Source organism: Bacillus cereus group sp. BfR-BA-01380 (assembly GCF_022663535.1).
Lineage (GTDB): Bacteria > Bacillota > Bacilli > Bacillales > Bacillaceae_G > Bacillus_A > Bacillus_A cereus_BB.
Genome location: NZ_JAKUFS010000001.1, coordinates 234,862 through 256,166 on the forward strand (window position 1 = coordinate 234,862; position 21,305 = coordinate 256,166).

The window sequence follows — 21,305 nt, forward strand, 5'->3', positions numbered from 1 at the left end:
TTCTAGCAGGGCATCCCTTCCACAAATATCGGGAGAAAACAGTAAATATATTCTTTTTTTAACATTAATTTACAAATTCTTTAAATTACTTTTATACTTTATTTTTATAATAGAAAATGTAATCATCCATTATAATATGAGGAGGCTTTTTCATTGACTGACTTAGTTGATTGGTATGAAATTTCAGCGCAAACGATGGCACTTGAAGCGTACGCTCATCCTGTTTATCAAACAAAAATTTGGGAAACGCAAAGAATCATCTTTTCAGTGAAAACACCGTTGCAACTCATTCGTGAAAGTTGCATTATGCGAAACTACTCTACGTATGAAGGAAAACGATTAGCCATTCAAGAATGTTGTCATTTTAAACAAAACATCCCAATCCCTATTGATCACCAACACTACATTTGCGCCATTCCTACAAAGTCACCTTCATCTTGGCCATGCTCCTGGATATTTTATGCTCACATAGAAAGACTTGAGCGTCATGATTCACGCCACACAAACATACATTTTCGTAACGGCAAAAATCAAATTTTCCCTATTAGTCCCAATCAAATGGAGAAGCAGTGGATAAGAGCTGGTCATATTTTAGCAAAACTCAATCTTCTAGATAAAATGAAACTACCAGTAGATTGTTTCTTCCCTCCTCTTTAAGTAAATTCTGCATACATATAGAAAAGGGAGACTACCTACCTGCCTCCCTTTTCTATCATTTGTCCACTGCATCTGCCCGCATTTTTTTCAGCGCTTGCCTATAGATCCAGCGCGCTTGATGATAGGTCATACCTAACTCAGCTGCAATCTCGTGCATTTTCTTTCCACCGTAGAAATGCTCAAATAAGACAAACTGTTCATTCTCCTCTAGCATACTCATATACTCAAACACCTCCGTCCGCTTCTCCTCACCACCTATATTCTCTAAAATATACAGCTCCGTACAAGTCTCACGGTCTTGAAAACACCTCTCCTTCTTTAACTGCCCTAACAAATAACCGCGCACCGTCGCAAGCGCATATGCCGGAAAACTTCCCTTCTCCTCATCATATTTCTCATACGCCCGCCAAAGTGCAATGAGTCCGCATTGAAAATACTCTTCATAATCTCGGTAAATACAAAGCTTCTTCATTTGATTTTTAATCATCTTTTCATACAGCGCTACTGTTTCCGTAAAGGTAACTGGCTTCACGTTTGACCCATTTCTAAAAGGTATACCTCTTTGTTATTCCGCGGTACCTTTACCTTATAAGAAAACAGCCCTCCTTTCACCGCACTGCATTTCATGATAGACTAGCAAAATTTCAAATTTACCTATGCAGCATTTAAAATTCTGCTAGTCTTATGTGAAATTCCATAGCAATTTTACCTTCGGCGCCATATAAGGATTCCTCGCCAATGTACAACAAAAAAACGGCTCCACATGAGCCGTTTCGATAAACATGATCTTATATTATGCTTTTGGGAATAAGCCACTAACTAAGCCAACAACTGCGCCAAATGCCAATGATATGATAAAGAAAACTACAACAAAAATTGTTGCTTGCTTCTTGCTTAAGCCCGCTGTAATGTGCAGTCCTAATCCTGTTACAACGAGGGCCCAAATTACAAAAATGTCAATTGTACTTCCGATTCCAAAGGCCACTGTACCCTTTTCAAATAAAGGTCCTAAGCTTGTATATTTCACAGTACCGTCCCCGCCGAATACGATTGCTAATACACCATTTATTAACAAGCCAATACATGTAATTATACCTGTATACACTGTGATAGATAACAATTTCTGATAAGGTGTATCATTGCCTATAAACATCATAATAACTTTATAAACTGCAGCTGCAAACATGAATCCCATTGCCACTCCAAGCATACCAGTAAAAAATGAAGTCCCAATTGTGATATTTTTAAACATTGCAGCTTGCTCGTTCTCCATCACCGCTTGTAATTGAGGCGAATTAAAATTTATATAATTGTTAATAATCGATACAATTCCGCCAAGCACAGCTAAGATAATAAGCGCACCCCACACCGAGCTACTTGTTTTCATTCTTTCAAACTGCAAACGCGGGGATGTAATCATTCCAAATAAAGATGGTTTTTCTCCCCCTACTTTTTGTACGTCTACATTCGGCTCCATATACAAATCTCCCCTTTTTATTGTACATTCCATTCTTATGAGCCGTTCTTTTTGCACACGAACCGCCCATAAGAATAAAATGGCTTTCCCATACTATCAGTAAAACAAAAGGAAACTTCTACGAATAAAACGGCTCTACACGAGCCGTTTCGATAAACATGATCTTATATTATACTTTTGGGACTAAGCCACTAACTAAGCCACCAATTGCGCCAAATGCCAATGATATGATAAAGAAAACTACAACAATGATTGTTGCTTGTTTCTTACTTAAACCAGCTGTAATCTGTAACCCTAATCCTGTTACAACCAATCCCCAAATCCCAAAAATTTCAATTGACTTTGCAATCCCATGTACAACGCCACCAGAAGAAGCAAATAGCGGTCCTAAACTTGTGTACATTTCCTTACCATTTCCATCAAAAACTAAAGCCAGAAGTGCGTTAATTAATCCACCAATAACTGAAATAATACCTGTATATACAATAATTGTTAATAATTTTTTATAAGTTGTATCATTGCCCATAAGCATCATCAATACTTTATACACAGCCGCGATAATAAAAAATCCAATTATAGATCCAAAGAAAACGAGTGCAAATCCATAGCCTGCACTTACCCCTGGGGATACTTCTAATCCTAATTGTTGATTCGCTTTAATAGCTTCCGGTGTTTGAGAATTAACATACCCCCCAATTGCACCGACAATACCAGTCAGTAAAGCCATTATCCAAAAAGCGCCCCAAACTGCATTACTACTCTTCATTCTCTCAAATTGCAAACTAGGCGAGGTAATCATTCCAAATAATGAGGGTTTCTCTCCGCTTACCTTCTGCGTGTTTACGTTCGCTTCCATATGTAAAACCTCCTTTATTTTTATACCCGTTCTTGTGGGTGGTGAATCTCCACTTTTTCAAACAGAGATTCACCACCCACAAGAACTGAGTGTTATCCCGCTATTCGTGGGCAGGAAATAAAACTGCCCGTAAAAGCCCGATTGTGCGTGCTTCCCTCAGCGGGGGATAAAGGCCCACACTGAGGGAAGTTTCACTTTATTCATAGCGCAATGCTTCGATTGGATCTAATTTTGCTGCTTTGTTTGCTGGAATCAGTCCGAAAATAATGCCGAGCGTCATTGAGAATAGGACGCCGCCAAGCACAACTTCCCATGAAACGAGCGGTGGCCATTTTGCAAACGTAGAAGCGATATAAGCGCCTCCGTATCCAATACCAATTCCAATTAAACCGCCAAGAAGTGTTAACATCACGGCCTCGATTAAGAATTGAAGCAAGATTTTCCCGCGCGTTGCACCGAGTGCTTTACGAACACCAATTTCACGCGTACGCTCCGTAACAGATACGAGCATAATATTCATAACGCCGATGCCGCCAACGACAAGGGAAATACCCGCAATACCGCCGATAATCATCGTCATAATACTCGTTACTTGTGAAATACTTTCTTTCATTTTCTCAATATCGACAACTTCATACTTCCCTGGAATATCATTTGATTTTCGGTCATTTAAAACGTCAGCAGCTCTTTTCCCTGCCCCTTCCATTTGATCAACACTTTTCACTTGTACTGCAATATTTTGAATTTCACTTTTTCCATATAGTGTTGGCCAAAGCGAAAGCGGAATTAATATTTCCGACACCCCCATACCCATAAAGTTATTATCTGATTTATACACCCCGATAATTTGCAATGGCTGGCCTTTTACCTCGATAATTTTCCCAACAGGATTTTCTTTCGGATAAAAAGTATCCTTTGTTTTCGTACTAATCATCGCAACGTTATTACCATGCTCAATATCTGATTCATTTAAAGAACGGCCTTCAACCAATTTGATTTTATTCCCTGCAAAATATTCACTATCAAGTCCAATAATCTTAGTCATGCCCTTTTTATCATTAATATCGAGTGGTTCCACATTCGAATTCGTCGTAATGACATGACTAATCTCTGGCAATTGTTTTAGCGCGAGAATATCTTCTTCTCTTAATTCAGGGCGTTCTCCGATCCCCATCGAATATGGATCATCGATATCCGTTTGAAACTGAAGTGGAATCACATTATTACCTACACCTGCAAATTGAGACTTCAACATCGCTTCCCCGCCTTGCCCAATCGCAACGACAGTAATAATCGAGCCAACACCGATAATAATCCCAAGCATCGTCAGTGCGGAGCGCAGCTTATGAGCTAGAATAGAAGAAAGCGCAATTTTAATACTATCTAGTAAACTCATACAGCACACCTTCTATCTTCTGTAATTTTCCCATCTCTGAGCACAATGCGGCGAGATGAATACGCTGCTACTTCCTCTTCATGCGTAACCATTACAATCGTTGTACCTTCTTTGTTCAGCTGAGTGAAAATATTCATAACTTGTTCACCTGATTTCGTATCAAGCGCACCTGTTGGTTCATCGGCCATAATGAATGTTGGATCATTCGCAATCGCACGTGCAATTGCGACGCGCTGCTTTTGTCCACCCGATAATTCATTTGGCAAGTGATGTACGCGATCTGCTAGTCCAACCTTCCCTAATGCCTCTAATGCCCGCTCGCGGCGCTCCGCTTTCTTTATACCGCCGTAAACAAGCGGAAGCTCTACATTCTCCACCGCCGAAAGACGAGGCAGTAAATTAAAATGCTGGAAAACAAAACCGATGTATTCATTTCGAATGAGCGCCAATTTTGACTCATCTGCTGTTAAAATATTCACATCGTTCAGCATATATTCACCTTCTGTTGGACGATCGAGACAACCAATAATATTCATAAGCGTTGATTTCCCCGATCCAGACGGTCCCATAATCGAAACAAATTCACCGTTATCAATCTTTAAACTAATACCATGTAAAATTGGTACAGCTAAACTCCCTTGATAATACGTTTTATGAATATTGCTTAAGGTAATCATTTTTTCTTCACTTCCATTCCGTCAAACACTTTATCGGAAGGATTTTCAACCACCTTTTGTCCTACTGTTACGCCTTCAAGCATTTCAACCCAATCTCCATCGCTTGAACCTTTCTTCACAATTTGCTTGCGAAGCTTTCCTTTATCCTCTACATACACAAATGATTCACCTTTTTCCTCTACAATACTTTTATGAGGAACAGCAACCATTTTTTTATTCTCTACGTTTACTTGAATAGACACATGATACCCTGGTGATAATCCATCTTGGGAATCTAGTGATGCTTTATATGCATAATAAGACATATTTTGTCCTGCTTCTCCGCCTGCTGAAGCTTGTACATTTCCCTCCGCACTTGTCGGATATTCACTTACCTCTGTAATTTTTCCAGTCCACTTCTTCTTCGACGCTGCCTTCGCCGTCACTGTAATCGGTTGATCTTTTTGGATTTGTGATTTTTGTAGTTCAGTTAATGTACCTTGAATTTGGAATGCATCCTTAGAGGCAATTTGTAAAAATGCTTTGCCTTGTCCGCCCATTACTGGCGTAGAACCTTGGGAAGCATCTTTATCAAGCTTTTGCACAACACCGGCAAAATTACTGTAAACCGTAAGTTCACCTTGTTTTTTCTTTAATTCTTCTATATGAAGATTCCCTTTTTCTTTTTCAAGGTCAGCTGTTTTTTGTTGCATTTCCATTTCATTTAGCTGGGATTCTAACGGCTCAATCGCCTCTTTCGTCGCTCCGCTATCCTTCGCTTTTTTAATATCTTGTTTCAATGAATCTATTTTTTTCTTCCCTTGATCATAGCGCATTGAAGTCACTTTTTGTTCTATTTCTGCTTGCTTCATTTGCAAATTAATTTCTTCATTATCATAAGAGAACAACTTGTCCCCTTTGTTCACTTCTTGTCCTTCTTTTACAGCAATATCTTTTACTTTTCCTTTAGTCGCATCTGCATAGAAACTCTCAATATTTCCTGGTTTCACTTGACCGGAAATAAGTTTTGTATTATTGAGTTGACGTTCTGTTACTTCTGTATACTTCACATCTGCTGTGCCACCCTTTTTCTTACTCTGCATCATAAAAATGTTTACAGCAGCAACGATAATAATAAGCACAATAACCCCAATGATAATCCACTTTTTCTTTTTATTCGGAGTACGAACCGTATCTGGTAACATTGTCTCTCTCCTTTTACTTAAATTGTTAATATAATTAGATTATACAAACTTTTCCAAAATATCTCAACAAACATTCGACATTTATTACATTTATATTACATAGTTTACATATTATAAATTGTATCAAACAATGGCTTGTTTTAAAATTCAATATTTTCTAATATGCATATTTTTCTTAAACAAACGTTTGATAATACAATTAGGTATATGTTGAATGTCTAATAAGGTTCAACCAGGAAATCTTAAATCATGGATGTTTTTATGCTTAAGTTTTCATGTTGAGATATGAAAGTCCAGTGATGAACATTACTTAGTATGTTAATCTATATAATGGTATACATCTTGTGTGAGAATTGATTTTTTGATTTCAGAATAATTGATGAAGGCAATTTCTGAAGGAGCAAATGTTATTTTACTAGAAAGGGAGGGAAATTTAGCACGAAATATTATACATATATGATACGTGTTAGACCGATAATATGAAAAAATCAATCTATAAATTTTTAGCAATGTCAATTGCATTAGAAGTATTTGCAGTTCCGACGTCCTCTTTTGCGGAGCAGGTGAAACAAAAGGAACAAACAGAGTTACAGTCAGTAGATGAACAAGCTTTGAAAAGTATTGAGGAGCATATGAAAAATGAGGATGGACGAGGTGATAATGAAGCGGCAATTGTTGAAGATCCAGGGAAATCTGCAGTTGGAAAATCTTCTTTGCTTCAAAGTAGGTCTGCTTCAACATTGAAGAAAGGTATGGTTAATGATGTTCCGTTTACGGAATGGATTATTCCAAAAGGAAATTCAAATATTCGTCCTGGCTACTGGATGAAGCCAAATTATATTACCATTCATGAGACTGATAATACGAGTGTTGGTGCAGGTGCAAAAAATCACGCGCAATATTTGTATAACCAAGCGACAGGTAATACAGATCGAGGTGCATCCTGGCATTTCACAGTAGATGATAAGGAGATTTATCAGCATCTACCTCTCGATGAAAATGCATGGCATGCAGGTGATGGAACAAACGGTACAGGTAATAGACAATCTATTGCGATTGAAATTGCAGTGAATCAAGATGGAAATTATGATAAAGCTGTGGAAAATGCACGTAAATTAACAGCTCATTTAATGAAGGAACTTAATATATCCTTGGATAATGTAAAAAAACATCAGTACTGGAGCGGGAAACTCTGTCCAAGAAACATAATGGATCGTGGTTTGTGGGACGATTTTCTACAAGGGACGAAAGCTTATTATGAAGCAGATCATAACCCTACAACTAGTGTGAATGAGAATCAAATCGTGAAATGGACAGAGGGAAATTCTGTTTGGACATCTCCTTATGGGCTACCGGATGCTAATTATGTAGGATCTACAAATGATTTTGTCGGTAAAGAAATTCATCTAGTTGAAAAAATGACTTTGAATACAGTTACATGGTACAAATTTAGCATAGGTGGTAAAATTATTGGTTGGCTAGATAGCCAAGCATTAAGTGGTTTACAAAATATTCAATCGATTAATCAGACTTCCGTGATGGGTGCAACAACAACTAATAGTATATGGTCGATACCATATGGTGTACCAGGCGCGAATTATTTAGGATCAACGGATTTATATGCTTATCGTGACCTTCAGTTAGTAGAAAGTGCTACATATGGTGATGTGCAGTGGTACAAATTTAGCATAGACGGTAAGGTGATTGGCTGGATCGATAAAAAAGCATTAGATAATGCCGGGGAAGCAAAACCTGTCAATTTTACGATTACAATCGGCGGAACCTATGACAATGGTATATGGACTTCACCTTATGGAATTACAGGTGCTCAGTATTTAGGCAGTACGAAGGATTACGCTTATCAAACACTTCAGGTAGTTAACACTGTAACGCAAGGGAATACAAACTGGTATCAAGTGAAGAAAGATGGTAAGTTGTTAGGTTGGATCGATGGAGAGAGGGCTTCAGCTGGTTTAAAGGATATAAAAGATGAAAATTATTCTGTTACAATGGGCTCTTCTTCGAAAGGGGACGGAATCTGGAGTGTTCCTTATGGTGAAAATGGAGCAAGTTGGGTTGACCCTACCAATAAATATAGTTATCAGAATGTACAAGTTGTTCGAAGCGCTACAAAAGGATCAGTTAATTGGAAAAAAATCAAAGTAGGAAACAAAGTATTGGGTTGGGTAGATGCACGTTGCTTAATGAACTAAACCTCTAATATACAAAGTGTAGTTACTACAATCACAAACGAATTAAGGGAAAATTAAAAGGTCTGAGCCCAGTATAATACCGAGCTCAGACCTTAACCGCCGCCTAACGAAATAACTTGTCTAACTTTATGAGGCGCACTTCAAACATGTTATTAAGTGGGGGCTGGTTTGTGTAGTTGAAGTGGTATTGTTACACAAACCATTCAACTACACATATAAAAAAAGGGCTTTTATGTTGTTACTGCAACATAATCGCTTGTTTCGGTGCAATCACCATCTCATCTGGTATATTTTCATTCACAAACTCGAACGCTTTGAGTTCGCCTAGCGTCATTGGTCGTTGATACTCACGTCCAAAATCCTCACCGTACATTTGTAAAATCCAACCCGTTTCACTATTACATTCTACTCGAAATCGGTCCTTCGATTCTTCATCAGGGAAAGCAGATCCTGAAACATCTATAAATGTTTCGATACAGAACGGTGACCATTCTTCTTTCTCTTCATCCAACAAGTGAACTGCAACCCCCATTTCTGTACTGCGCAGTCTAAATTCATACATGTTCTCACCAGCTACAACAGTTGCTGTACAACGATAAACTCTTTCCACTTCAGTAGTAAACATTTGCATGTCAACATCTCACCTTCCATATTGTTAATTACCTAATTTTAACAATATAAAGTTAAGGTATTGTGAATGAATTGTAATTTTTTTATATTTTACAGAACAAGAATGACTCACATTTAAACAAACGTTTCATTAAAAAAAGAGAACCTACCAATTGATAGATTCTCCTCTTCGAAATGATTAAGCAGTTTGCTTCTTAGACGCTTTTCTCTCATGACCAAATTGAACGATGAATAAGAATACAGTAGATAAAATACCACCTGCTATTAATAGAATGAAACAGCCGTCCCAACCAGAGCGATCAACGATAATACCAATCGCTGCGTTTGCAACTAGGCTTCCACCTAAATAACCGAACAAGCCGCACATACCAACTGTTGTACCGATTGCAAATTTTGGTACTAATTCCATCGCACTTAAACCAATTAAAAATTGTGGTACATAAATTAAACAACCAATAATCGAAACTGCAGCACTCACAACAAGTACACTAGTTGCTTGCCAATATACGATCGTTCCAATAACAACACCAACCATACTAAACACACATAGTGGCATACGTTTCCCTTTGAATAACTTATCACTTAACAAACCAACGATTAATGAACTTGGAATTGCCATACCTTCAAAGATTGAGAACGCTGCATGTGCTTCTGTTTTTGTAAATCCTTTAACTGTTGTTAAATAAATTGGTACCCAGTTAATTACACCGAAACGAATTAAATATACAAATGCGTTCGCAATACATAAATACCAAACAAATTTATTTTTCACTACATATTTCATTAAAATTTCTTTTGGTGACATTTTGCCCGCATTGTCTGCCTTCTCAAGATCTTCATAGTCATTACGATATTCATCAATTGGTGGAAGACCAACAGATTCTGGTGTATCCTTCGCATTGATCCACATAAGAACTGAAATCACCATTGCAATGATCGCCGGGAAGATAAACACGCTAGCCTGCCAATGACTTTCACCGAAAATACCAAAACCAATTCCAACAATCGGTGGTACAAGCATAGCACCGATATTATGCGAAATATTCCAAAGTCCTGTTTTCGTACCGCGCTCTTTCTTCGAGAACCACTTTGCCATTACAGTACTACAAGGAGGGGCTCCCATTCCTTGGAAAATATTATTTAACACTAATAATGTTAAAATCATGCCAAATGAAGATGCAAAGCCAAAACAAATATTTATAATTGATGATATAAATAAACCAACCGCTATAAAGCGCTGCGCATACGCTTTATCTGATAAATTCCCCATAAAAAACTTACTTAGTCCATACACAATCGCCACAACAGAACCTAGTAACCCAATATCCGTTGTAGTAAAACCATATTCTTTCATTAAGTACGTACTAGATAACGTAAAGTTACTACGAACTAAATAATACGCTGCATACCCAACCGAAATTCCTAGTAACACGCGAATACGTAGTAGTGTGTATAATTTGTCAATCATATTCGCTGGCAAACGCTCGATTGCTGGTGCAGGCTTAAGCCATTTAAACATATTATCTCTTCTCCTTTTTTCACTTTTGAGAGAGACGTTGTCTATTCCATAACTCGATGATTCCACTATCTGATACTGATTGATTCGTTCTTCCAACCGGCTGACTTTGTATCTCTTTCTGCCGCTTTGTAAGCATCGTTGGTATGCCAAACGAAACCTTTTCTAAAATATGCCCCGCTTCTTCTGATAAACAATAATCAATAAATAAATCCGCTATAATGCCACTCGGTGCATGTTGTATTTTAGAAATCGCATTGACAGATAACCCTGTTTGCTTCGGTACCTTACTTACAATCGGAAAGCCTTGCTTTTGCAGCATATGTTGGTCTCCGATGAAATTAATACCGATGATCGATTCGCCGCTCGCAGCATATTCTGCAGGCATATAACCATTAACCGTTACTTTTGCAACTTGTTTGGCAAGCCCCTTCACATAATTGTCTGCCTCTTCTTCTCCAAACGTATCTATTAGTGATTGAAACAGCGTATACGCTGTTCCTGATACATTCGGATCAGGTATAACGATCTTCCCGGCGTAAGCAGGATGTAATAAATCTTTCCATTCCGTGGGATACGAAAGTCCAAGCGGTTCAATTTCCCGTTTCCATCGCTCCTTATTAATAGCGATCGCCAGCTGCTCTACTTCATAACCATACCAATAGCCATCCTGATCCTTTACGGCTTTTGAAATGTTATTGGCATGCTGACTTGTGACAGGAACCGAAATCCTCTTCCGCAAGCTCCTTTATATCCACAATCGTCGGCGATACTTCAAACGTACTCGTTCCATACTTAGAAGATTGTAATAACTCCTCCACTAAAGACAATAAACGCTGACTCTCTACCGAAACATAATGCAAACTTTCCTTTATCTCTTGTTCCTGCTGTAACTTCGGAATTAAATCGACATAACCAATAATGGCAGTAAGCGGTGTTTTTAACTCATGCGTAATACGGTCCAGGAAATCCTTTTGCTTCTCCTTCTCTTCCCGTAATTGCGACATATGTAGCTCAATTGCATCGGCCATCGCATTAAAAGAAGCTGATAACTGAGCAATCTCCACATACTCTGTTAGCTCAATTTTATTTTTATAATTACCATTTGCAAGACGTTTTGCCATTTGCCTCAATTGATCGATCGGCTTATGAAGTGACTTCGCCAAACGAATCGCAAAGAAAATTCCCCCTGCCACTAAACAAATAGATGTCACTACAAATGTCCAACTCACATTCGTTAATACTTCCTTCTCATCACGCAGTTCATCTACAAACCGGATTGCCCCAATCACTTCGTTCCCATGATAAACTGGACTTGAAAACAATAACAACGGAGCTGGATCACTATTTTCAACAACATAAGCCTTCTTTCCCTGCAGTGAATGCTCAATATCGACATTCCGATAAAGCAGTGCCCCTTTTTGCGTATCCGCCACAACTTCTCCATTCTTCCCAATCATCTGGACACGAACGTCCATCCGCTTCGCTAAATAAGAAGCAATTAACAATGAATTTGGCCCTAGTGTCTCCACGTCCGATTCCTTCTCTAAATAATTCATTGTATATATTTGTGCTTCTACACTTAATTTCTCTAACGAACCTGCAGCATTCCAATACATATTCTTTTCAAGTACAATATAAATTACCATGTAAAGAAGAAACAGAATAGGAATTAATAACCCCACTATACCAAATACCATATTTCGTTTTAATGACATCAAATCACCTTTAACAATCTAACTTATAGCCAACGCCATAAATCGTTTTAATACTTTCTCCGCTACTTCCAAGCTTCTTCCGCAGACGCTGCACCATAATATCAACCGCTCTCGTATTGCCAATATATTCAAAACCCCATACTTTCTCTAACAGCTCATCTCTCATAAATACACGCTGAGGATTCATCGCAAACAACTGACACAAGTTAAACTCTCGGTACGTTAAATGAATTTCTTGTCCATTCACATGTAGCTTTCGTTCCTTTGGACAAATCACAAACTCACCGGCCTGAATGACTTCATGATGAATCGTTTCCTTCTTCTGTACACGTCGCGTCATATTCTTCACACGCAAAAGCAGCTCTGCATAATGAAAAGGCTTTGTCACATAATCATCAGCACCGAGCTGCAAACCAAGCAACTTATCATTCATCTGGCTCTTCGCCGTTAACATTAACACAGGAATATCGCGATCCTTCTCCCGAAACAGTCGAAGAAGTTCATAACCATCTATATCAGGAAGCATCACATCTAGAATCAATACATCAGGCTTCTCTTCCCATCTTCGCAACGCCTCATTTCCATTCGCAGCTGTAAGTACTTCATATCCTTCCATCTCTAACTGCATCCGAATTAAATTACAAATGCTCGACTCATCATCGACTACAAGTATTTTCATGGAGTTCCTCCTTTCGAAGCTATATAAAAAACGACATAAAAACCTCCTTTTCTTTTTAAGGAGGGCGAGAGCATCTGGCCTTGCATAGCAGTGGTCAGGGCCTTTTCCTGCCACATGCCATGTTTTAAACAAAGAGAGCAAGCTAGTAGCGGTCATGTTGTATTATAGTAGCAACTTATTTGTGATTTATATAGTATAACAAAGATCAAAAATGAAAATAGAGGGAATTATCGACTATATATTGACGACAATTCCCTCTATTACATTCACTAATAACTCTACTAAACTATAATTATTTTGCAATAAAATAATTCGTCACATACTGCGCCCAAAGCTCATGACCTTTTGCACTTGGGAAGCCAAACTCATCTTGCAAATATGGCAAGATATTCTTCGTCGTTGAATCCGGCCATACTTCCCAATGATTAATATATGTATAACCGTTTTGCTCTGCAAACTGCTTCAAAGCAGCAATAGCTTTCGGATAATTCTTTGCACTATACATTGGATTTGGCGGTTGGATCATAATCGTAGCATCCTTCGCACTACTGTGAAGTGCTTGTACAAACTTTTGCGTATTCGCTACAGAATTACCGTTACCCATCTTACTATTATCTGTAACAAACGGCGGTTCAAATAAAATCACATCTGGCTTTGCATCTGCAATTTCTTTATCACGCTTATGTGCAATTAAATCTTCTGTACCCTCATCCTTAAACTCTTTCACAGTAACATTCCAAAGACCTTCACCATACGCCTCTTTTAAATTAACAGTCACCTTAGCTGGCCAAGCATCAGCCGCCGAAGCTTGATCCCCAACAATAACAAGATTCACCGCTTTCTTATCAGCTGCTGCTTTCTTCAACTTTTCCTTTACCGCATTAGGTAAATTCTTTGCATATGCTTCATTAAAAGACCCTTTTGTATCCGCTTTTTTCTCTTCTGCCTGTGCACTTTGCTTTTGTGTACTTACTGCCTCTTGCTGCGTTGCATTGGCAACTTTCTTATTCCAATACAACTTACCGCTCACAATAGAAGCAACAAACAACACAAAAACAAAAAGCACAAGAAATGCTTTTTTATTCATTCGTTCACCTCATCTGTTTCATACTACATATATATTAGTATAAAAGCATACAAAAATAAACCAACTACTGTAAACGTAGTTGGTTTATGGAAAATTATTTCTTAGGCAACTCAAGATGCTCTCTTAATTTATTAGATAAATCTTTGCGAGTTTGATCTGTTACAAAGTAGTACCAAATGCCATCCTCAGCTTTGTGACCATCACCAGGAATTTGAATCTCTTCACTGTTTTTCATACAATCCTTATAATTCTGTTGAATATTAAACATTTGATCTTGCGTTAAGCTTGTCTTCACATTCTTTTGAATCGCTTGTAATACATCACCGTAGTTTGCAAGTGAAGAAACATTTGCTCCTTTTTTAATTACAGCTTGAATCACTTGACGTTGACGCATTTGACGTCCGAAATCACCGCGAGGATCTTCAGAGCGCATACGAGTATATAAAAGAGCCTTATCACCATTAATGTGAATATCACCTTTTGCAAAATGTACGCCTTCATGTGTAAACTCTAAATCATTATGAACATCTACACCGCCAACCGCATCTACAATATCCTTAAATCCAGCCATATTCGCTTCAATATAATGGTCAACAGGAACATCAAGGAAGTTTTCCACTGTTTTCACAGTCATATCAATTCCGCCAAATGCATACGCATGGTTAATCTTATCTTTCTTACCTTTACCGATAATTTCCGTATATGAATCACGTGGAATACTTACAATTTTCATCGACTTTGTCTTTGGATTTAAAGTAAATAACATTAAAGAATCAGCACGGCCAACTTCATCTTTTTGTCGGTCACTCCCCATTAGTAAAATCGAAATAGGCTTTTGATCTACGACTTCTACTTTTTGTTCTCGCTTATCTGACTTATCACGCTCTAATGGTTTATGAACCGCATCTAATGTATTTGATACATTAGAATAAATATGATATGTATAAGCTCCTCCAGCAACTACGAGAAGACCTATAATACCCAGAATCCAGAATAAAATTTTCTTTTTCATCTTTTATTCCTTCTTTCCTTTAAATCAATAGAACATTAACAATATTCTGGTTAATCGTCAAAAGACGAGGGTGACATATAGATAGATGTACACTCCACTCCGAGTGGACGCTTTCCGCGGGCGAGAGCGAGCCTCCTCGGCAAGCCTGCGGGGTCTCACTTCCCTCGCTATTCCCGCAGGAGTCGCCACTCTCCGTTCCGTGTATGAAAAATGATTCATTTTCAAAAAATCAACCCCATGTTACGGTGATGAACCAATACTCTTATCATTTAACAAATATTTACATTTTATTTTAGTTTTTGAATTACACACAATAGAATCCCTCAAATTTTTCAATACTATTCCTTGATTTTACATCTAGGAAATTTTATTACTCTACGAGAGTTTCCTTTCCTGCTGAATCTTCGATATGTATTACAAATTCAAAATACAGGAAAACGAGGTAGAAAAACGCATTCATTATATAGTAAAATTATTTCATATACATTCAATAAGTTTATTTATATATATCTAGATAATTAGAATACAGTGGAGGCTCTTATGAAAAAAGGAAAGAAAATATGGAAAATTATCGGTTTCAGCTTGTTGGCTATACTCATCATTGCTGTAGGGGGAGGCGCTTATGCCTACACGCAATTGCAGCCCAAGAACCATTTTAAAAATGTTCCTGTAGTAAATGCCAACTCGAATAAAAAGGTAGATTCAAGTCAGGACACAAAAGCACAAAACGGTGCCTTTAACATTTTATTAATCGGTTCAGATGAACGAAAAGGACAAAACGTCGGTCACTCCGATTCCATGATGATTGTTCATGTAGACTTGAATAAAAAAGAATATCACGCGATGAGCATTCCTCGTGATACACGCGTACACCTTGATGGCTACGGCTATACAAAATTGACAAGCGTACAATACATTAAACAAGCAACAGAAGGTCAGCAAAAAGGTGTAGATGCCGCAATACAAGCCATTACTGAATTAACAGGTGTAAATATTAACTATTATGTAGAAACAAACTATCAAGGCTTGCAGGGCATGGTAGATGCAATTGGTGGCATTGAAATGAATGTGCCGTTCGATGTAAAACTTACACATCCTTGGTACCAAGAAAATAAAAATAAAGTGATAAATGCTGGCACACATTCAGTAGATGGAAAAATGGTGACAGAAATTGTACATGAACGCTATTCTCTTAAAAATGGGGAGTATGATCGTCAAAAATTACAAGAGGAAGCATTAGTAGGGATTGCTAAGAAAGCACTACAGCCTGAGAATATAACAAAACTACCAGGGTTCGTAAAACAAATTCCAAACTTCTTAATCGCATCCAATATGACGACAACAGATATGTTGAGCTTAGGAATGGCTGCAAAAGACTTTGATCCTAAAAAACAATTACAATATCATCAAATTGGTGGAGAGTGGAAGACTATGTATGATGATGTTTTAAAGAATAATAACGATGAGTTGATAATGAATAAGGAACAATTGAAGCAAGTTGTTTCTCAGTACTTTACGAACTAGATAATAGAAAACAATGAAGTGGGACTGAGGTGATTTACCTCCGTCCCACTTCACATATCTTCTTTATTTATTCTGTATCAAGATGTTGTAAATACACTAGTGATTTTTTACATATTCTTGTTGTTACTACTCAGCCATCTCATTAATAATCACATAGTATGCAATTCATATAAATAAAAACATACAAAATAGAGGTTAAACAAACATTTGATTAAATAACACACGCAAAAAAGCTGGCTTCCACCGGATTCCTGCTTTCCTTATTCTTTATCACTGTAATAGTAACCTTAAAATCTAAGGTTGTTTTTCCAGTGATTATCCTTAACTTACAACCTCTGTCTTGTAACCACTTGAATGAAAAATATTCTAATTTCAAGCAGTTCGAATCATATCTTCAATTGAATCTTCATTATTATTTATATGTATGCTAATTCATTCAAAAATCCTGCTCATTTGTTTTTAATAAAGATGAAGATTTTTTCTCCCTTGCTAAAATATATCCATAGGTTAACAAATAAAATAAAAAATAATTAGCATTATTTTTCACTCCAAATGAATTATATCCGGAGAGCGCAAAAATGAAAATGATTACCAATATTTTGTACTCTATTCTGCACAAAATAAAAATTAGTAAAAGAATGTACAGTAAAATGAAGTATCCTACATCAAAAAATAAAATAATCCAAGGGTTTTCAAGAATTATAGGAGTATTAAATTGACCAATTATTTTTATGTTCTCTGAAGCTCCTCCTAAACCCATTATTTGAAATGAAGACAAATGTTTTATAAAATAATCTATTAGCATAAACCGTACTTGTGTAGAGTCACTTGCACCACCAACTCGATTTATAAAAGTAGATCCTAAAGATGTGTTAAATGTCAAGAAAACCGCAATCCCTATCACGCTTATAGTGATGAGATATTGTTTGGCATTCTTCCAGCCCCCCTTAAAGACCTGTTTATTATATAAAAGTACCATGAATGCTATAACAAAAATACTTCTTGAGCCTGTTAATAAAATATCAATTATAAATAATAGCAGAAATGCATACTTTAACTTTGTATTCTCGATCTTCATTTGCACAATAATCATTGAAAAAAGGAAGAAAATCGCATTATCTAACGGATGCCCAATTATTGTTTTAATTCTATATCCATCACGGATTGTTGAGTATAACCATGCTGGATGATTTTCGTTATAAAGATTTTGAAAAATATTGACTCCAGTAAGATATTCACAAATTCCTAGCAGTCCAATTAATACTGAAAAGCAAATCATAATCTCAACTGCCTTATTAACTTTTTTTAAGTTAATTTTCCTATTGCAATAGAAGAACAAAAAGAACGAAATAGGACCAAGATAATTATGAATTGCTAACGACATTCCACTAGTTCCCTTGATGTAAAAGGTTACTCCAAAAAATATAGAAAGAACTAATACACACAAAATTGAAATCTTATCAAAAATGATTCTTCCCTTTATTAAATTTTCCATAAAGTATAGAAAGAAAACAGTTAACCAAGACAAGACAAAAGGATGAATCTTTAGTGGATTTAATCCATTATTATTATAAAAATCAAGAAAGAAAAAATTTCCTGTTAAGACCAGTGCAATGATAAGAACTGGAATTATGAATAGAAATGATACCTCCCACCCTAAAAACTTTGTTAATAAATAAAAAAGAAACCCAAGTAATACATATATAAAATAGACATAGTAATTTGTCCCCAACAAAAAAGAAAATGCAATAATACAAATTAAGGGGAGAACTAAATTAATAGTAACTAGCTTTAATGATATTTTCATATTATTCCTCAATATCCTCTTAATATATTTAACTGATTAGATTTTCCGATGTATATATCATGAGAGTAAAATGAATTACATTACACAACTACTGTTGATACAACATATTCAACTGAAAATTCATATGTCGAAACTATAAGGCAGTTATACATATCACGCTTACATATGTTATACATCAAAGAATTTTATAACCTTATCTCTTTCAAATAATAAACTATACATCTTTTACCTTAATTTAAATTAAAACTCCCTATAACAAAATTAAAAAGAAGATATTTCGCTCTTCAAACCTAAAGCGATGATACTAAATGAAGGATACTTATAGACTTATAAATATCCTTTGCTTTTTTCTCTATTTCGATATCTTAACGCTATAACACAGTATCTTCTTTGATAATTTCTCTGTTTTCATTAAGAACGTATTTATTTTTATAATTTAAATACATTCTCATTAATATCACTGCATATAATAATCGAGCCTGTGCCACACTAATTGCAGCCCAAATTACCCCAAAATAGGGTACAGTCACAAAAATCAAAAGTATAATTACCCCAATTTGAATATACTTTCCTATTGTAATAAACATCGGTTTTCCTAATGAATAAATAGCCTGTTCAATAGGAACAATGACAAATGCCAATATTGCCGATATCAACATTACTTGAAGAATATTAATTGAACCTAAATACTTTTCTCCTAAAAGGATTGGGACTATCACATGTACTAAAGGAATCATACATAACATAACAGCAGAAACAATTAACGTAGGCTTTATAATTTTTTTGGTTCTCCTCACTACTTCTTGTGCATCTAATTCCGACATTGCAGGTAACATTACTTTCCCAAAAGCAAATGGAATAAATGAAACAATAGCAGATAATTGAAATGCCGCATTATAAATTCCAATTTGTTCGTAAGTAATCCATAAAGAAATCATAAAGAAATCAATTCTACCTAAGGTGTTATTAGGGATAGAAATCATTAACATCCACTTTTCGTAGTTAATAATCTCTTTTAGTAACTCCTTAGGTAAACGTAAAGAAAAGTAAATTTTAACAAACTTAAAATACTTAAATAGAAATGGCAAAGAGATTATGATTGGTAAGAAGTATAAAATAAATACATACTTCAAAAGCAACATGTCTTTTACTACTAAGCTTAAAATCACAAGAATCAAAGCAAGATACCTAAATATATTAATCCATGCTCTAAGTTTAAACTTCTGAATTGCTTGCAAATACGTATCATTTACAAACAGTAGAGATTCTCCTAAATAACCTACAATTAAATACGGAATATATAGAGTTATCTCATCTTTACCCTGAATAGAAAAAATCTGAGCCCCAAATAAAATTAGTGCCACAATAACCACTGCAGTAATAATTATCTTTGTAAAAAAATATAATCCAAATATACTTTGGATTTTTTCTTTACCTCTTGCTGAAAATCGGACTGCTGTATTCTCCATTCCAAAATCAAAAAATGCACTACAGAAAGCCACCGTTACAAAAATGAATGAATACTTCCCATAATCTTCTGGACCTAGTTGCCTAGATAAAATTAGAATACTTATAAAACTCAATGCCTTTGTTATAACACTTTCCAAGAATACAATACTAAGGTTTTTTAACAGGCTATGATTGAAATACTTGTTTAAGTTAACTTTTAAACTTTTCATACATGGATACCTTTATCTTAATTTTTTCATATTTAATATACAAAGATTATAATTCGGCATAAATCATTTTATTTAAATATTTATATACAACTCTCTATAAGCTTCATTATATCTCTTAATCATATTTTCTAGAGAATATTCACGTTCTAAATATTCAGTAGTTTTATTATTCTTCTCGTATTGCTTACGATAATCTTCGTCGCTTACTAAACGGTATAGTTTTTCAGCTAGTTCTTTATAATCTTCCTTTTTAAAACATAAACCATACTCTTCATTTTCCTTCACTATTTCAAGGGGACCCTCAAGTTTACTAACAATTACAGTACATCCAGCTGCTAAGGCTTCTACTACTACTAATCCAAAGCCTTCGTATCTAGATGGTAAAACAAAAATATCTGTATCTGCATATACTCTCTCTATATTCTCAATATTCCCTAAGAATTTAACGTTCTTTTCTAAATGATACTGTAAAATTAAATCATTTAACTGATCAATTTGTTTTTGATCTGTAGCAGCACCGGCAAAAAAACAATTAAAATCTGTATACCCATACTGATTCCTCAAAATATTAAGTGACTTTATTAAAATATCCTGACCTTTTTTTTCTGGTACGATACGTGCAACACATGCAATATTAAGAACATCTTTATTTTTATTGGATAACTCAATACTACTGCCAAACTTTTCAAGATTTACCCCATTGTAAATTAACTTGATTTTTTCTTCAGGAACGTATTTACTTACAGTTTTATAGACAGCCTTCGAAATAGCTATATATTTATCAACAGGATACTTATTTAAATTTTCATTATATATCTTTGTATCATGTACAGTAAACACAACTTTAACTTTCATCATTTTCTTAAGTAAATAAGCAAACTTTAAACTGAATGTGTCATGACAATGAATAATATCTACATTATTTTTTGTCATAAACCTACAGGTTTTATAAATAGTACGCAAATTTATAATTGGATTTCTCGTTCCTTCCCTTCTATTGCATAATAGAAGGGAATCTTTGTTAAGCATTTCTATATACTCTTTGCTCCATCTATCATTTATCACACATAGATAACTAGGAGTTTTATTATTTTTTATCATTAAATCTACAATAATTCTTTCTAGCCCACCACCAAGAAACAATTCAGAATTTAAATGCATTATTCTCATTATAAATTCTCCCATTATATTTT

General features: G+C 35.8%; 17 protein-coding genes and 2 pseudogenes. 3 read left to right on the forward strand and 16 right to left on the reverse strand.

The genetic code is table 11. The features are described 5' to 3' along the window. The first annotated feature begins 153 nt into the window (after window positions 1–153). Entirely contained in the window at window positions 154–657 is a 504-nt protein-coding gene (locus tag MR076_RS01230) for a competence protein ComK (protein ID WP_242216828.1), read from the forward strand. A 55-nt stretch (window positions 658–712) separates the two neighbouring features. Here MR076_RS01230 and MR076_RS01235 read toward each other — a convergent pair whose 3' ends face one another. From MR076_RS01235 to MR076_RS01260, 6 genes are all read right to left on the reverse strand, one after another. After that, window positions 713–1,189, reverse strand: a complete 477-nt coding sequence (locus tag MR076_RS01235; protein ID WP_242216830.1) for a sigma-70 family RNA polymerase sigma factor — start codon at window positions 1,187–1,189, stop codon at window positions 713–715. 261 nt (window positions 1,190–1,450) lie between these two features. After that, a complete protein-coding gene (gene yknW / locus MR076_RS01240; protein ID WP_242216832.1) occupies window positions 1,451–2,134 on the reverse strand; it encodes a YknW family membrane protein in 684 nt (227 codons plus the stop codon). A 169-nt stretch (window positions 2,135–2,303) separates the two neighbouring features. Continuing rightward, complete coding sequence (gene yknW, locus MR076_RS01245; RefSeq protein WP_242216834.1) at window positions 2,304–2,990, reverse strand: YknW family membrane protein; 687 nt, start codon at window positions 2,988–2,990, stop codon at window positions 2,304–2,306. Window positions 2,991–3,186: 196 nt separating this feature from the next. Continuing rightward, window positions 3,187–4,386: an ABC transporter permease gene (locus MR076_RS01250; protein WP_242216837.1), complete on the reverse strand. Its 1,200-nt coding sequence runs from the start codon at window positions 4,384–4,386 to the stop codon at window positions 3,187–3,189. Then, complete coding sequence (locus MR076_RS01255; RefSeq protein ID WP_242216839.1) at window positions 4,383–5,063, reverse strand: ABC transporter ATP-binding protein; 681 nt, start codon at window positions 5,061–5,063, stop codon at window positions 4,383–4,385. The genes MR076_RS01250 and MR076_RS01255 overlap by 4 nt, the downstream gene beginning before the upstream one ends. After that, window positions 5,060–6,247 (reverse strand): efflux RND transporter periplasmic adaptor subunit, encoded by a 1,188-nt coding sequence (locus MR076_RS01260; protein ID WP_242216841.1) that lies wholly within the window; start codon window positions 6,245–6,247, stop codon window positions 5,060–5,062. Before MR076_RS01260 ends, MR076_RS01255 begins: the two co-directional genes overlap by 4 nt. Before the next feature lie 479 nt (window positions 6,248–6,726). On the opposite strand from MR076_RS01260, the gene MR076_RS01265 reads away from it, so the two are divergent. Next, window positions 6,727–8,460: a GW domain-containing glycosaminoglycan-binding protein gene (locus tag MR076_RS01265; protein ID WP_242216844.1), complete on the forward strand. Its 1,734-nt coding sequence runs from the start codon at window positions 6,727–6,729 to the stop codon at window positions 8,458–8,460. A gap of 238 nt (window positions 8,461–8,698) precedes the next feature. On the opposite strand, the gene MR076_RS01270 is transcribed toward MR076_RS01265, so the two are convergent. From MR076_RS01270 to tagU, 7 genes and pseudogenes are all read right to left on the reverse strand, one after another. Continuing rightward, complete coding sequence (locus MR076_RS01270; RefSeq protein WP_242216845.1) at window positions 8,699–9,091, reverse strand: hypothetical protein; 393 nt, start codon at window positions 9,089–9,091, stop codon at window positions 8,699–8,701. Between the two features lie 177 nt (window positions 9,092–9,268). Further along, complete coding sequence (gene pgtP, locus MR076_RS01275) at window positions 9,269–10,609, reverse strand: MFS transporter (RefSeq protein WP_242216847.1); 1,341 nt, start codon at window positions 10,607–10,609, stop codon at window positions 9,269–9,271. 19 nt (window positions 10,610–10,628) lie between these two features. Beyond that, window positions 10,629–11,345: pseudogene (locus tag MR076_RS01280) on the reverse strand (extracellular solute-binding protein); the annotation flags it as partial. Then, a pseudogene (locus MR076_RS01285) lies at window positions 11,338–12,324 on the reverse strand (histidine kinase dimerization/phospho-acceptor domain-containing protein); the annotation flags it as partial. The pseudogenes MR076_RS01285 and MR076_RS01280, both read right to left, overlap by 8 nt. Window positions 12,325–12,334: 10 nt before the next feature. After that, window positions 12,335–13,003: a response regulator transcription factor gene (locus tag MR076_RS01290; RefSeq protein WP_242216852.1), complete on the reverse strand. Its 669-nt coding sequence runs from the start codon at window positions 13,001–13,003 to the stop codon at window positions 12,335–12,337. A 292-nt stretch (window positions 13,004–13,295) separates the two neighbouring features. After that, window positions 13,296–14,090: an SGNH/GDSL hydrolase family protein gene (locus MR076_RS01295; RefSeq protein ID WP_242216855.1), complete on the reverse strand. Its 795-nt coding sequence runs from the start codon at window positions 14,088–14,090 to the stop codon at window positions 13,296–13,298. Between the two features lie 94 nt (window positions 14,091–14,184). Then, window positions 14,185–15,102, reverse strand: a complete 918-nt coding sequence (tagU, locus tag MR076_RS01300; protein WP_242216857.1) for a polyisoprenyl-teichoic acid--peptidoglycan teichoic acid transferase TagU — start codon at window positions 15,100–15,102, stop codon at window positions 14,185–14,187. Window positions 15,103–15,642: 540 nt separating this feature from the next. Between tagU and MR076_RS01305 the strand changes: the two genes are divergently transcribed. After that, window positions 15,643–16,626, forward strand: coding sequence for an LCP family protein (locus tag MR076_RS01305; RefSeq protein WP_242216859.1), 984 nt, complete (start codon window positions 15,643–15,645; stop codon window positions 16,624–16,626). Between the two features lie 436 nt (window positions 16,627–17,062). On the opposite strand, the gene MR076_RS01310 is transcribed toward MR076_RS01305, so the two are convergent. The 3 genes from MR076_RS01310 to MR076_RS01320 all read right to left on the reverse strand — a co-directional run bounded on the left by MR076_RS01310 (window position 17,063) and on the right by MR076_RS01320 (window position 21,282). After that, the gene (locus tag MR076_RS01310) at window positions 17,063–18,433 is read right to left on the reverse strand and encodes a hypothetical protein (protein WP_242216861.1); all 1,371 of its coding nucleotides are present in this window, start codon (window positions 18,431–18,433) and stop codon (window positions 17,063–17,065) included. 371 nt (window positions 18,434–18,804) lie between these two features. Beyond that, complete coding sequence (locus MR076_RS01315) at window positions 18,805–20,112, reverse strand: flippase (RefSeq protein WP_242216863.1); 1,308 nt, start codon at window positions 20,110–20,112, stop codon at window positions 18,805–18,807. Window positions 20,113–20,184: 72 nt separating this feature from the next. After that, window positions 20,185–21,282 (reverse strand): glycosyltransferase family 4 protein, encoded by a 1,098-nt coding sequence (locus tag MR076_RS01320; RefSeq protein WP_242216866.1) that lies wholly within the window; start codon window positions 21,280–21,282, stop codon window positions 20,185–20,187. Between the last annotated feature and the right edge of the window lie 23 nt (window positions 21,283–21,305).